Annotated in this window: 17 protein-coding genes, 1 other RNA gene and 1 pseudogene; 15 read left to right on the top strand and 4 right to left on the bottom strand. The window is 47.4% G+C overall.

Annotation, left to right across the window (positions count from 1 at the left end; translation table 11 throughout):
- Positions 1-45 precede the first annotated feature (45 nt).
- A complete protein-coding gene (locus tag NDK47_RS24370) occupies positions 46-441 on the bottom strand; it encodes a YqzM family protein (RefSeq protein WP_251872314.1) in 396 nt (131 codons plus the stop codon).
- A gap of 398 nt (positions 442-839) precedes the next feature.
- Here NDK47_RS24370 and secG point away from each other — a divergent pair, with 398 nt between their 5' ends.
- The 5 genes from secG (at position 840) to ssrA (ending at position 5,232) form a co-directional block, all read left to right on the top strand.
- On the top strand, positions 840-1,082 hold the full coding sequence (secG, locus tag NDK47_RS24365; protein WP_251872313.1) for a preprotein translocase subunit SecG: 243 nt from the start codon (positions 840-842) through the stop codon (positions 1,080-1,082).
- A gap of 134 nt (positions 1,083-1,216) precedes the next feature.
- Positions 1,217-3,691 (top strand): ribonuclease R, encoded by a 2,475-nt coding sequence (gene rnr, locus NDK47_RS24360; RefSeq protein WP_251872312.1) that lies wholly within the window; start codon positions 1,217-1,219, stop codon positions 3,689-3,691.
- Positions 3,692-3,759: 68 nt separating this feature from the next.
- Complete coding sequence (locus tag NDK47_RS24355) at positions 3,760-3,930, top strand: hypothetical protein (protein ID WP_251872311.1); 171 nt, start codon at positions 3,760-3,762, stop codon at positions 3,928-3,930.
- A gap of 130 nt (positions 3,931-4,060) precedes the next feature.
- Positions 4,061-4,534 carry an SsrA-binding protein SmpB gene (gene smpB, locus NDK47_RS24350; RefSeq protein WP_251872310.1) on the top strand — a complete coding sequence of 158 codons (474 nt, stop codon included), beginning with the start codon at positions 4,061-4,063 and terminating at the stop codon, positions 4,532-4,534.
- Positions 4,535-4,877: 343 nt separating this feature from the next.
- Positions 4,878-5,232, top strand: a transfer-messenger RNA (tmRNA) gene (ssrA, locus tag NDK47_RS24345).
- Positions 5,233-5,690: 458 nt separating this feature from the next.
- Here ssrA and NDK47_RS27905 read toward each other — a convergent pair.
- Positions 5,691-6,725 (bottom strand): annotated as a pseudogene (locus NDK47_RS27905) (recombinase family protein); the annotation flags it as partial.
- Positions 6,726-6,761: 36 nt separating this feature from the next.
- The gene (locus NDK47_RS24340; protein WP_024985310.1) at positions 6,762-7,394 is read right to left on the bottom strand and encodes a LexA family protein; all 633 of its coding nucleotides are present in this window, start codon (positions 7,392-7,394) and stop codon (positions 6,762-6,764) included.
- Between the two features lie 135 nt (positions 7,395-7,529).
- Between NDK47_RS24340 and NDK47_RS24335 the strand changes: the two genes are divergently transcribed.
- The 3 genes from NDK47_RS24335 (at position 7,530) to NDK47_RS24325 (ending at position 8,927) form a co-directional block, all read left to right on the top strand.
- Positions 7,530-7,766: a helix-turn-helix transcriptional regulator gene (locus tag NDK47_RS24335; RefSeq protein ID WP_024985309.1), complete on the top strand. Its 237-nt coding sequence runs from the start codon at positions 7,530-7,532 to the stop codon at positions 7,764-7,766.
- 205 nt (positions 7,767-7,971) lie between these two features.
- Positions 7,972-8,625: a Rha family transcriptional regulator gene (locus NDK47_RS24330; protein WP_251872309.1), complete on the top strand. Its 654-nt coding sequence runs from the start codon at positions 7,972-7,974 to the stop codon at positions 8,623-8,625.
- 53 nt (positions 8,626-8,678) lie between these two features.
- Positions 8,679-8,927 (top strand): hypothetical protein, encoded by a 249-nt coding sequence (locus tag NDK47_RS24325; RefSeq protein ID WP_251872308.1) that lies wholly within the window; start codon positions 8,679-8,681, stop codon positions 8,925-8,927.
- Between the two features lie 23 nt (positions 8,928-8,950).
- On the opposite strand, the gene NDK47_RS24320 is transcribed toward NDK47_RS24325, so the two are convergent.
- A complete protein-coding gene (locus NDK47_RS24320) occupies positions 8,951-9,511 on the bottom strand; it encodes a hypothetical protein (protein ID WP_251872307.1) in 561 nt (186 codons plus the stop codon).
- A gap of 93 nt (positions 9,512-9,604) precedes the next feature.
- On the opposite strand from NDK47_RS24320, the gene NDK47_RS24315 reads away from it, so the two are divergent.
- The 7 genes from NDK47_RS24315 to NDK47_RS24285 all read left to right on the top strand — a co-directional run bounded on the left by NDK47_RS24315 (position 9,605) and on the right by NDK47_RS24285 (position 12,928).
- Positions 9,605-10,324, top strand: coding sequence for an ORF6C domain-containing protein (locus NDK47_RS24315; protein WP_251872306.1), 720 nt, complete (start codon positions 9,605-9,607; stop codon positions 10,322-10,324).
- A gap of 16 nt (positions 10,325-10,340) precedes the next feature.
- A complete protein-coding gene (locus tag NDK47_RS24310) occupies positions 10,341-10,535 on the top strand; it encodes a hypothetical protein (protein WP_251872305.1) in 195 nt (64 codons plus the stop codon).
- 257 nt (positions 10,536-10,792) lie between these two features.
- Entirely contained in the window at positions 10,793-11,023 is a 231-nt protein-coding gene (locus tag NDK47_RS24305) for a hypothetical protein (RefSeq protein ID WP_251872304.1), read from the top strand.
- 219 nt (positions 11,024-11,242) lie between these two features.
- A complete protein-coding gene (locus NDK47_RS24300) occupies positions 11,243-11,446 on the top strand; it encodes a hypothetical protein (RefSeq protein ID WP_251872303.1) in 204 nt (67 codons plus the stop codon).
- Positions 11,447-11,448: 2 nt separating this feature from the next.
- Positions 11,449-11,832 (top strand): BC1872 family protein, encoded by a 384-nt coding sequence (locus NDK47_RS24295; RefSeq protein WP_251872302.1) that lies wholly within the window; start codon positions 11,449-11,451, stop codon positions 11,830-11,832.
- Between the two features lie 254 nt (positions 11,833-12,086).
- Entirely contained in the window at positions 12,087-12,713 is a 627-nt protein-coding gene (locus NDK47_RS24290) for a hypothetical protein (RefSeq protein ID WP_251872301.1), read from the top strand.
- Complete coding sequence (locus NDK47_RS24285; RefSeq protein WP_251872300.1) at positions 12,710-12,928, top strand: hypothetical protein; 219 nt, start codon at positions 12,710-12,712, stop codon at positions 12,926-12,928. Before NDK47_RS24290 ends, NDK47_RS24285 begins: the two co-directional genes overlap by 4 nt.
- Positions 12,929-13,025 lie beyond the last annotated feature (97 nt).

The following is a 13,025-nucleotide window of genomic DNA, read 5'->3' as shown; positions in this document are numbered from 1 at the left end:
CGAAGGCTGCTTGCTTCGGTGTTTTTGTGCACGATGACTATGTACTTACTTATGCTCGGACAGCCACTGTGCAACTGCTTGAATCTCAGGCTGCTTTTTCAAGAGGCCTGGAGGCATGCCGCCGCGTCCTTCTTTGATGATTTTCGCAATCTCATCAGCGGACAGATGATTACCAACTTGAGCCAATGCCGGTGCGGAAATCCCTTCCAGGTTTTGTCCGTGGCAGCTAGAGCAGTTTTGTGCAAACACGTTGGCAGGATCGATGTTGGCGGTTGGTCCGCCGCCTTCAGAAGCCTGGCCTCCATGCTGCGGTGGGAAGAAAGCAGAACCTACAAGTGCGATGAGGAAAACAAGAAACAAGATACCAAACGAAGCAAAAAAGGCCTTCGCGGAATCAATTACGTCGTTTTGATTCATGTTCTTTTTGTTAGAACCAGCCATCTGACAAAGACCTCCCTAGGGCGAGTATAGCAATATACATGCAATTTTACGGTAAAAGCGGGACAGTTGCAAGGAAACAGCAAAACAGACAAAGAAAGTACACATTTACATTTTTCCATTTTTATAACGTGCCCAGTCAGCTCGCTATTTAAATAGAAGAAAAGCGGGATGGAGCAGGCTGTGCGTGTGTTACAAGAAAGGTTGTTGATGATCACGTCCAATTGTGGTAAAGTAGTAATGCTGGTTTGTAGCTTTTTATGCTCGGTTCGTGCATAGGATGGCGGCAAACGGGATATGATTTTTTGGAAAACGAGAAGAGGCATGGAAACACTCATCTTATAGAGTGTTCATGAAATGGGTTTCTTACGCCTTGGAAATACGTCTTGAGGTGAATAAACATGGCATTGGCTGCGAAAATTTTGCTGATAATCGCGAGTATCGGATTAATTATTGTCGTTTTGCTCCAATCTGGTAAAAGTGCCGGTCTTTCCGGAGCAATTGGCGGCGGCGCTGAACAACTGATGGGGAAACAGAAAGCCCGCGGAATTGATGCGCTGCTTGGCAGGCTGACGGTTATATTTGCCGTATTGTTTATGGTGTTTGCGATCTTGTTGGGATATTTCTTAAAAAGCGGAGCGTAATGTTCGATTAGCGTAAGACAGCAAGGTAACCTTGCTGTCTTTTTCTCTATTTGGTTTGCCGTGAGCGCGAGCGGCGAATACTACATAGTAAGAGAAGCTGGCGAGACATGTATTCGCGGCAGAGGAGGCTTAGTATGAAAGAACATGAAATACTCGCGTTCATGAGGGAACAGGCATATCACCCCATGACGGTGGCAGAGTTGGAAGCTGCATTTGGAATCGAGGATGCGGATGCTTTTAAAGAACTGGTCAAAACGCTGAACCAGTTGGAGGATAGCGGAGAAGTCGTGCGGACGAGAACGAATCGCTACGGCGTACCGGAAAAAATGAACCTGATCCGCGGAAGACTGCAAAATCACCCCAAAGGGTTTGGTTTTGTGATCGCGGAGGCCCCTGAACAGGATGACATCTACGTGCACGCCAATGATATGAATGGCGCCTTGCACGGCGATACCGTTCTGGTGAGGCTGGAGAAAATCAGCGGTGGGAACCGCTCTGAGGGCAGAATTATTCGCGTCGTGGAGCGGGGAATTACCGAGGTCGTCGGTACCTTTAAAGACGAGACGCATTACGCCTTTGTCATTCCCGATGAAAAACGAATCGGCAAGGATATCTTTATCCCGAAAGAAGCGTACAACGGAGCGGTAGACGGTCATAAGGTCGTGGCCAAGATCGTCCGCTATCCGGAGGGGCGCGTCAATCCCGAGGGCGAAGTAACCGAGATCCTGGGCCACAAAAATGATCCCGGTGTAGATATTCTCTCGATCATCCGCAAATTTGGTTTGCCGGAGGCCTTCCCAGCCGATGTGCTGGCAGAAGCAGAGGCAGCTCCTGATGAGATTTCCGAAGAAGAAATCAAGGGCAGACGCGATCTGCGCGATCGCGTGATGGTCACGATCGACGGAGCAGATGCCAAGGACCTGGATGATGCCGTTTCGGTCGAAGTGTTGCCCAACGGAAATTACCGACTGGGTGTCCATATTGCAGACGTCAGCTACTACGTCCGGGAAAATTCTCCGCTGGATCAGGAAGCGTATCGACGCGGGACGAGCGTCTACCTCGTCGACCGTGTCATTCCGATGCTGCCGCATCGCCTGTCCAACGGGATTTGCAGCCTGAATCCCAAGGTAGACCGCCTGACGATCTCCTGCGATATGGAAATGGACGCAGAGGCCAATGTGGTCGGCTACGACATCTTCCTGAGCGTCATCCGCACCAATGAACGGATGACCTACTCCGATATCCGCAAAATCCTGGAGGATAACGACGAAGAGCTGATCGCCAAATACGAAGCGCTCGTCCCGATGTTCCGCCAAATGGAAAAGCTTGCTCGCAAGCGTCGGGCCAAACGGATGCAACGGGGCGCCATCGATTTCGATTTCCGCGAAGCGAAAATTTACGTCAACGAAGAGGGCACACCTACGGACATCGGATTCCGTGACCGCTCCATCGCGGAAAGCATTATCGAAGAATTCATGCTGGCTGCCAACGAAACGGTGGCCGAGCATTTCCATTGGATGAAACAGCCTTTTATTTACCGGGTTCACGAAGATCCCAAAGAGGAAAAGCTGCTGGCTTTTATGGAGTTCATCACCAATTTTGGCTACAGCGTGCGCGGCAAGGGAAACACTGTGCATCCCCGCGCTCTGCAGCAGCTTTTGGAGGAAGTAAAAGGAACACCGGAAGAAATCATCATCAGCACCGTGCTCTTGCGCTCGATGAAGCAAGCGCGATATGACGCGGAAAGTCTGGGGCACTACGGGCTGGCGACCGATTTCTACACACATTTTACATCCCCGATCCGGCGCTACCCCGATCTCATCGTGCATCGCCGCATCCGCGAATCGCTGGAGGGAGAGTTGTCGGAAAAACGGTTGGCCCATTGGCAGGAGCAAATGCCGCTCATCGCGGATCATTCTTCCCAGCGCGAGCGCCTGGCCGTAGATGCAGAGCGCGAGACAGACGACCTGAAAAAGGCGGAATTCATGCTGGAGCGGATCGGCGAGGAGTTTGAGGGCGTGATCTCCGGCGTCACCTCGTTTGGGATGTTCGTCGAGCTGCCCAACACGATTGAGGGCCTGGTGCACGTCAGCTTTTTGACCGACGACTATTACCACTACCACGAAAAAGCATACGCCCTGATCGGCGAGCGGACAGGCAAGCAGTTCCGCATCGGTGACGTCGTCCAGGTGCGCGTCTCCAACGTAAACGTCGACGAGCGCGCCATCGACTTTGAAGTCGTCGGGATGAAAAAGTCAGGCGGTTTCCGCGGCCGCGAGCGCGGTCCCAAGGTCATCGAAGGGCGCGGGAAAGAGCGTCAGGACAGACGGACCAAGCAGGAGCGCTCCGCCAAAAAGGATCAGCCGCAGAGACGAGAGCTGCACCCAGCAGCCTTCCGCAAGAAGCGCAAGGAGAGCGGAGCGAAGACGTACAAAGTGAACCAAAATCCGGAAGCGACCGGTGCAAAAGCCGGCGGAGAAGATGTCATCCGGTTAGGGGATACAGAGCAGGCGGCTCCACGCGAGAAGGCTTTCTGGGAGGACCTGGTTCGTTCCAAGAAAAAGAAGCGGAAGAATGTAGCGGGTCAGGCGAAGCGGAAGCGGCGGTAGGTAAGACGGACCGATCTGTAAATGGATAGGCTGTTGCCTTCGTTGGCTGGATTTGGCGGTGTCTAAAAGTGGTACACTGGACGACAGTGGAGTTTGTAGCAGAGCAGCCGCTTTTGTTTGAAAGACAAGCAACTGCCAGCAGACATATTGACAAAGACAAGCAACTGCCAGCTGACATAGTGACGATACCCGCAGCAGTCTGGAGTAAGAATGACGATCAATCACGGGAACGGCGGTAGTGCACCGCCGTCCCTTTGCTTTACAGATCGATTCGAGATAAAAATTCTTGCCACCGAACCTATTTTTTGCTAGACTAACTGTTACCATATTTTCTTTATTTGAACCGGTACCAAAAGCGAGGTGATCTCCATGTCAAAACCGAAAACAGGTGTCAAAACGCTGGCGCAAAACCGGAAAGCCCGCCACGATTATCATATCGAGGAAGTCTACGAAGCAGGCATTGCCCTGACGGGGACGGAGATCAAATCGGTGAGGGCCGGTCGCGTACAGCTCAAGGACAGCTTTGCCCGGATTCAAAACGGTGAGATGCTTCTGTACAATGTGCACATCAGCCCGTACGATCAAGGCAACCGCTTCAACCATGAGCCGGAGCGGACGCGCAAGCTGCTGTTGAGTCGTTTGGAAATCCTCAAACTGAACAGCCTCACCCGGGAACGCGGCTACTCGCTGGTTCCGCTCAGCATTTACTTAAAAGGCGGCTGGGCCAAGGTAGAGCTGGCGCTGGTCAAAGGGAAGAAGAACTACGACAAGCGCGAGGACTTGAAGAAGAAGGACGCTGCGCGTGAAGTGGAGCGTGCGCTGCGGGAGCGGCAGAAGGTGTAAGTATAGGAATGCCATGGACGTCTTGCTGTTGAAGAAAAATATGGAGCGAGTGAATAGGCGGTATGCATGTACTGTCTCTCGCGAAATTCACGGACTTTGGCGCACACTGGCAGGGTTACCACTAACATACGTTGAGAATTGCATGATTCATATGCTATAGTAAAGAAGCAATGAGTGATGTGAACCAAAACGTCTGGGTGTGGAACCGATTATCGATTTCGCCTGGGCTTTTTTTGTCTCATCTGATATAGCCTCAGATTCAGACACATTCGCATGAGACCTCATTCAATCTTTTTGACAACATCGTTGTCTACCTAATCGGTGACACGATCTTTCCCATCCTGGGGGCGTTCTGGATTCGACGGGGATGGTAGAGCATAAGAAGCGAGCCGGGGGGTTGCGGACCTCGTCATCAACGCAAACGCCATTAACTGGCAACAAACAACTTTCTCTCGCTGCTTAATAACCAGTGAGGCGCTACCATTCCATCGCCCATGTGGCATGACTAGCGCTCAACTTTAGTGGGATACGCCGGAGGTCTCCGCCTGGGGCCAAAGGAAGAAGATCAATCAGGCTAGGTGCTGGGTCAGCGCGTCACTCCGCGAATCCATCACCGAAATCTAAATGAGTGACTGCGCTCGGAGATGCTTATGTATCGCTGTTTTCGGACGGGGGTTCGAATCCCCCCGCCTCCACCATTAAAAACCCTGCATGTTAATTCTACATAAAAGTTGTTAATATCCCTGGATGGCAGTATAATTACTTCCTGAACGAATTCCTGGAGCACTTGCTTTTTTTCTTCGTCGCTGTCGGAGAAAAGCGAGTGCTTTTTCTGTTCCAGTAAGTCGATAATCAGTTTTTCGTCAATGTCATTGATACTGTTCATTACTTCGATATGGTGTAATTCGGATTCAAGAATAACTTTCCGCTGGTTTGCTTCTTTGATCTTTTCAGCCAATACATTTTTATCAAGCAGCCCTTCGCCGATCGCTTCAATCCAGTTATTCAGCTTCTTTTCAGTTTCTGCAATTTCGCGTTTGATCGGCTGTATATCTTGCTGACTGCTGGCCTTTTGTTCCCGATAAAGGTCCTGTACTTTGCGTGCAACTTCTATCATGGCCGCATCGGTAAAGCAGTTTTCTACAAGCTGTTCGATAACGATATGTTCCAAGTCTTCTTTCCTCACGCCTGTATTACCGCACTTGGCAGCGCAACGGTAGTATCTTAAATGGTTGCCGCCTTTGTGATTAACGTAAGAATTACCCGCGTAGTTTGCTCCGCATTTTCCGCAGCGAACCTTTCCAGTAAGGAGATACAATATTTTCGACTTGAAAGCCCCAGGTTTCTTTTTTCTGTCGGCCATAATGGCGTTCACCTTTTCCCATAATTCTTTGGATACAATCGCTGGAATAGCCCCCGGTATAATTACTTGCTGTTCGACTGGTTTTTTCTTATGGGTATTTCGCTTGCCATCCTCATTTTTGGCGCTGGCTACATCCCAAGTATATACGCCTTTGTATTTCTGATTCGATGCCCAGCCGTCAAAGCTGTTCTTTGTAAATTTCCTTCCTGTTCTTGTACGGAATCCTTGTTCATTCAGTAACTCTACAATCTGAGGTACGGATAGACCGCTAGCGATCCCTTCGAAGTAAATCTGTACAGCCCTGTACGTTTTTTCGTCAATCTCATATTTCAGCGTTTCGGGGTTTACCTTATATCCGTATGGAGGACGGCCGCCAGCGTGCAACCCTTTTTCAGCATTTTCGGCCATACCTTTTCGAGCTTCACGGGCTAGATTGGCACTGTAATATTCTGCCATACCGTCAAGAACAGACTCTAAAATAATTGATTCTGGAGAATTGTCGAACTGTTCCAGGACGCTTTCAAGTAAGACATTATTCTTTTTTAGCAAGCGTTTGTAAAAGGCACTGTCATAACGATCACGCGCAAACCGATCACGCTTGTGTACCACAACTACGTCAAAAATGCCCATAGAACTATCAGCCATCATACGCTGAAAATCTGGACGGCGGTCAGTCGTAGCGGTTTTAGCTTCGTCTGTGTATGTGCCGACAAGGATATACCCTTTTCGCTTGCAATACTCCTTAATTGCTTTTAACTGTGCGTCTATTGATTCAGCCCGTTGATTGTCTGAACTGTAACGTAGGTAAGCAACGGCGCGTAAAGACATATCTGATCTCACCTTATCACTAGTATTTCATTATATTTAAAGGTCAACAGAATATTTGATAGCCCGTCCAATTATGCGTACCTGGTTCTCGTTTGTCGCCACTATCGGCTCATACGCAGGGTTGTCCGGCATTAAAATCATGATGTCCCCTTGCCACTTTATCCTCTTCAATGTTGCTTCAGTATCGCCGTTAAGTAGCACTGCTGCGATTTGTCCAGACTCAACAGTCGGTTGCTCACGGATCAAGACGAGGGAGTTGCTAGGAATGGTCGGGCTCATAGAGTCACCTTTTGCGTATAGATAATACAGCTTTCCGGACGGTAAGTTTTCGACAACCTCATACCGGTAGTCTTCAACATTCTGTTCCGCAAAAATCGGATCGCCGCAAGCAATAACGCCGATAATCGGGATCGGCCTAACTTCCCGGGGAAGAGGAATAAGGTTACTGATTTCCTCATTAATTTTTGGGAACAAATCGTTAATGCTAACTCCGAGAGCGTCGGCGATAGCGAAAAGCGTATTTTGTTCAGGTTCATTCGTCCCAGCCTCATATGAAGATATGGTATTATGCTTCACACCGATCTTCAGGCCCAGCTCTTTTTGTGTCATGTTCCGCATTTTGCGGTACTTCCTTATTTGCATACCTACATACCTTGAAACGTCCTTCATGAAATTTCCAACCACCTTTCAATTATATTATACCAAACTTCATGAAACCGTAAACATTTAATTTCATATTTTGTGAAAATATTTGTTGACTTCCTTTTTTACTTCATGTATCATGAAGTCATCGGAGGTGATGATATGCAGCAAGAAAAACTGATCGCTTGGCGGAAGTATCATGGGTTAACGCAACAGGACATGGCGAAGCTGATTGGTGTTGACGTGCGTACCTACATCAACAAGGAAACTGGCATATCTCAGTTTAAGGCCAATGAGATGTTCGCGATAGCCGAAAGATTGGGTAGAAAAATAGATGAAATTTTTTTACCCACAAACTTCATGAAACATGAAGTTGAAGTAGGTAAAACAACTGCCTGACTACGATCAAACAGCACGAAAGGAGGAAATGGCTTGGGAGTCGTTAGGGAGCCCGCGGCAAAGCTAGGAATCACTGTAAAAACCGTTCCACATCCCAGACCAGATGAGGCGTATGACTTGATCGCGAAAATGATAGTCAAAGACTTGATTGCAAAAAGCAAACCAACATCAATGTAACAAAGTACAGCGTGAAAGGAGGTACACCATGAGCAAACTCATTCTCAATCCCGAATACGGCCTATATGAACGCAACGGTCAAGCGTTTTGCAGTAGTCGTCAAGTTGCCGTAGAGTTCGAGAAAGAGCACTACAACGTACTTCGAGACATCGAAAACCTAGATTGCAGCGAGGAATTTAGAGCCCTCAATTTTGAGGTCTCCTCTTACCGAAGTGAACAGAACAAGAAGATGCCAGAAATCCTTATGACCAAAGACGGTTTCACTTTCTTGGTAATGGGATATCGAGGTAAGAAGGCAGCGGTCTTTAAAGAAGCATACATCCGTCGGTTCAATGAAATGGAGCGCTTTATCCAGTCTTTGCAGGCAACCAAGATTGAGTTTCCGGCATTTACGGATGCGATTATGGCAGCTCACGAAGAGCCAAAGCACTATCACTTTTCCAATGAAATTAACATGATTTATCGTATTGTGCTCGGTGTGGATGCAAAGAAGTACCGTGAGCAATGTGGAATCCCAAAAGGCGAAGTCATTAAACCTTACCTGAGTCTAGAGCAAATCAAGGCAATAGAAACGCTCCAACGCGTGGACATCGGCCTGATCGTAGCGATCACTGATTATGAGCAACGTAAGCGGACACTTATGCAATATTACGAGCAGATGAAACTAAAGCGTATTGCGTAGGTGGACAAGCTAGAAGTCGCTCTGGTGGACAAGCCAAGGAGGAGATGAAAACAATGGAAAAGCAGACTACCACAGAAATTGTGATTGTCGGGACTGAAGAAGTATCGGTGGAACCAGTTCGGGTCCAAGTTTTAATTAATGGCAGGGTCGCCTACGACCAAGAAGTAGCGATCAAACGAAGATTGGATGTCGAGGTAATTGCAGATAAATCAAGCGATGGCAAACATTCACTGCATTTATTCAGAAATGCAAGTGTTCAAACTCTCAGTAAAGAGGAATTTCGGGGATTCCCTAGCGAGTAAAGAAGGAAATCCCTCTGGAACAATTATTTCGTGAAATGCTCAAGCAACCTCCCGACGATCGGCGAGGTAATCCACGAATATTTTGAGATCAGATCGCTAAATCGGGCAAAAGTTCCTTTTTGAACGGGAATGTTATTTTGAATAACTGCATTCAATGTTTCAAGCAGAGCGTGCAGTTCTTTTCGGTCCTCTTCATTGTCGCATTGGGAATCAATTAAATCCCTGATTTGTTCGTCGGAATAAGTGACATTTATCGTCGACTGATTCTGAATGCCGAACATGGAGTTGGAAGCCTGGTTGATGTGAAAGTTTTGGATAGGTTGAATCAGAGGCTCTTGGTGTTTTCCTTCAAGGAATCTTAACCCCTCTATGGTTATCCTAGGGTTATTCAGAGATAACATGTATCCACCGAGGGACCCACTCAAAGAATATCCGGTTGCATAGCCTAAATCCAATAATTTTTGCAAGACATCGATGTTATCCTGCTCACTATTGGTTTCGTAAAATTGCTTTAGTTTTCCGTTTTCTATATTGCGAAGCGCCATTTTCATGGCATCTTCAAACTCTTGAGCGGAGCTAAACATTGTTCCACCTCCCTCCAGGTTGATTTTGAAAGTCTAGACAACTTCCAATATTCGACAGAGAGGGATAAAGTCCTACAAAAAGGAGATGAAAGAATGAGTCAGTTACAGGTCATCCAGCACAACCAACAACGAGTATTAACAACAGCGCAATTAGCAGAAGCATATGGGGCTGATGTAAAAACGATCAGCAAAAACTTTGAGCGTAACAAGGAGCGGTATCGGGAGGGTAAGCACTTTTTCCGGTTAGATGGTGATGAACTGAGGGCTTTCAAAGCTAGTCGTCAAATTGACGAAAACCTTAAATTCGCGCCAGTGATCTACCTCTGGACCGAAAAAGGCGCTTGGATGCATGCGAAGTCACTTAATACAGACAAAGCCTGGGAGGCTTATGAAACTCTTGTTGATGATTACTACAGGGTGAAGGAGGAGCAATTGAAACTCAGTCCTGAAGTGCAGGCGATCTTTTTCCTGGATAGGAAAACACAAGAAATCGAAACCCGGGTAGAAAAACTCGAAACCAACATGACGATCGACTACGGCCAGCAGCTGGCACTCCAGCGAACAGCCAAGGCGCAAATCCTTGAACTTGTTGGCGGCAAAGAATCGCCAGCCTATCAAAACAAACCATTGCGGGACAAGCTGTTTAGCTCCATCTGGAGTGACTATAAGGATTACTTCAATGTTGGATCATACAAAGACACTCCGGTCAAAGATTGCGAAAAGGCAAAGGAATACCTCAAGAAGTGGTCCCCACAAGGAAAGCTTCTGCGTGAGGTTGAGGAAGCGAATCAGCAGCTTACATTTGTTAGTTGAAAGGGGAAGCCTAAAAATGAGAAACCGCTTCGTAATTGATTATGGCGCAGTAAATCTAAAGAGCCTGGTCGTTACCAACGACGCGGACTATTACGAAAAAATGAAGGCTCAAGACAATATCGGTGTATTGTTTGAGCCAAAAGTAATCGGTGATGTTGAACTAGGGGAAACGGCTAAGATTTATGCAGTTGGGATTCTGGCGGATACTTAGGTTCTGTATCAGATTCCCACACTAAATTGACGAAATAGACCTCACTACCCAAGTCAAATTTACTCAGTATTCTCCATCCAAGATCGACATGCTTTTGAACATACTCAAGGTCTTTCTCTTCTGATTTTCGCTTAACTTGAATCCGTAAAGATTGCAACGGTAATCTCACCTTCCTGTAACGTTTTGGTAAGTCTGGACAACGAACCAATTCGACAGAGTGATGGAAAATCCTACAAATTTTGAAAGGAGGCGAAATCATGAGCATTAACCGTTACCCACGGTACGTAAGCGCAGCTGACGAATTAAAAGGGGCGTTGGTGACATACGTACATGAAGTGAAGATGACGGCACCAGAATTGGCACCACAGGCAGAGAAACTTATGCGAACTGTGCTTGAGCAAGATGTTGAAATCTTCAATTTTTTGAGGAGTCGGCGAGCAAGCTGCCCAACAGTAATCGGGGGGGATGATGAAAATGAGCAAGTCTAACGAGAAAGTTCATTTAACAAGCGGACCAACACCGAGGATATACCTATGGTCATGCCCGGGCTGCAATGGAACATACAGTTGGTCGCAACAAATCAACGCAATGTGGGGTCATCCTGATGACAAGGCGTTCTGTGCAGTGTGCTTAAAGTATTACGAAATAACCAATCTTGACCAGTATGGGCGGGTAATTTAACGAAACTTGAGGTGGCGAAAATGACGATGACCAAGCAGCAAGTCGTTGAGAGTGGATTGTTTTTGATTTACGTCAAAGATGGCACGATCTATCCAGTAGCTTTGACCAAGGAACAAAAAGAAACATTCTATTTTCTGATGAACATCTTACCCCAGCCCGTTAAATACATCGCAGATCGTCCGTTGGGTAAAGCAGTAACGCTTGCGAGTCTCTTAAAGCAGGAGGTATGAGCATGGCCGAACAAGATCAACAAATCATTGCGACCTTGGCAACGAAGGTTATGGGGTGGGAAAGGTTCTTTCATGAAGGCATGCAGTTGTGGGGGTGGAAGCAAGATTCGCCTTACTTCTTCACATCTCATTGGAATCCGCTTCACAACATAGACGATGCTTGGAGAATTGTAAAAAAGTTGAAGGCGGACGGATGGCTTTATGAATCCTTCAACGACCGCTTTGGGAGAGAATATTTCAGATTTGCTGGTCACCTTCAAATTGAAGGAAACTTCCTAGGTGAAGGCACAACTTTACCAGAAGCTATCAGTGATGCCGCCCGCAAGATGATCAATAACGAACCTCTAGGCTTGAAATGGCGTAAAGCAGCGATGGAAATGGATTAATTCGACCAATTATCTCCAGAAGGGAGGGTAACGCATGGAAACTCATCTACTCCGTAAGCTGCTACGGTTTTACCAGCAGAGGATGGTCGAGGCCAGAACATCAGGCGACTTGAAAGCATACGACATTTATCGACAAACGACTAGGGAGCTATCCGAAACCATCCATAAAAAAGAAAAAAGCGTCTGCTGACACAGACGCAAAAACCCTAAAAACCTGGTTCCATTTTAACGGAACGGAAAGAAGAGGTCAACCCATGAAAAAATATGTCCTGACTGAAAATACAATCGAGTTTTTCGGTATCACGCTTTACCAAATAAAAGCTGTTCGTTCGTTTGGTGACGTCGGGGAAGGAGAACTTGGCGGCTGGATCGCAAAGGAGGAAAACCTTGATCAGTCCGGCAATGCTTGGGTGTCCGGCGATGCTCGGGTGTACGGCAATGCTTGGGTGTCCGGCGATGCTTGGGTGTCCGGCGATGCTCGGGTGTACGGCAATGCTTGGGTGTCCGGCGATGCTCGGGTGTACGGCGATGCTCGGGTGTACGGCGATGCTTGGGTGTACGGCGATGCTCGGGTGTCCGGCGATGCTTGGGTGTACGGCGATGCTCGGGTGTACGGCGATGCTCGGGTGGAATCAAGTCGGCACATCGTATGGTTTAGTAACGTTGGGTCAGAAAACGGGACATTAACTGCTTTCACTTCTAAGACTGGAGAAATTGAAGTGACGCGGGGTTGCTGCTTCGGAACTATTGATGAATTCGAACAGAAAGTAAAGACGAGACATAGCGATAGCAAGTATGCAGAAGAATATCTGATCTTGGTTGAATACATTCGTCTTCGTTTCCGTGATGTAAAGGTAACGGCGGATGGTGATAACTCTTGAAACCGATAAGCGCACGAATAGATGACTTGAAAAAAGAGGTCGCCAATTTAACGGCCCTTCGTGAAGAAGCAAAGTCTGAATGGCTTCGCTATGCAGATGAGTCGATATATTACCGCAATAAATCCGTTGCAGCTGAAACGAGGATGCTCAATCTGATAAATGAAATTGAATACCGATTGACGGAAATCGCTGAATTGGAGGGGGCTTGTAAATGAGAGTTTGCTGCTGCTGCGAAGAAGAAGACATATACAAACAGTTGATTACTTTGCCTGTGACGATTGTGTTTGAGGGGAAGAGATATACTCGTCCAGC

The organism is Brevibacillus ruminantium (genome assembly GCF_023746555.1).
In the GTDB taxonomy this organism is placed as follows: Bacteria; Bacillota; Bacilli; order Brevibacillales; family Brevibacillaceae; genus Brevibacillus; species Brevibacillus ruminantium.
Note: the sequence above shows the minus strand (reverse complement) of the source record. Positions and strands in the feature narration are given on the sequence as shown.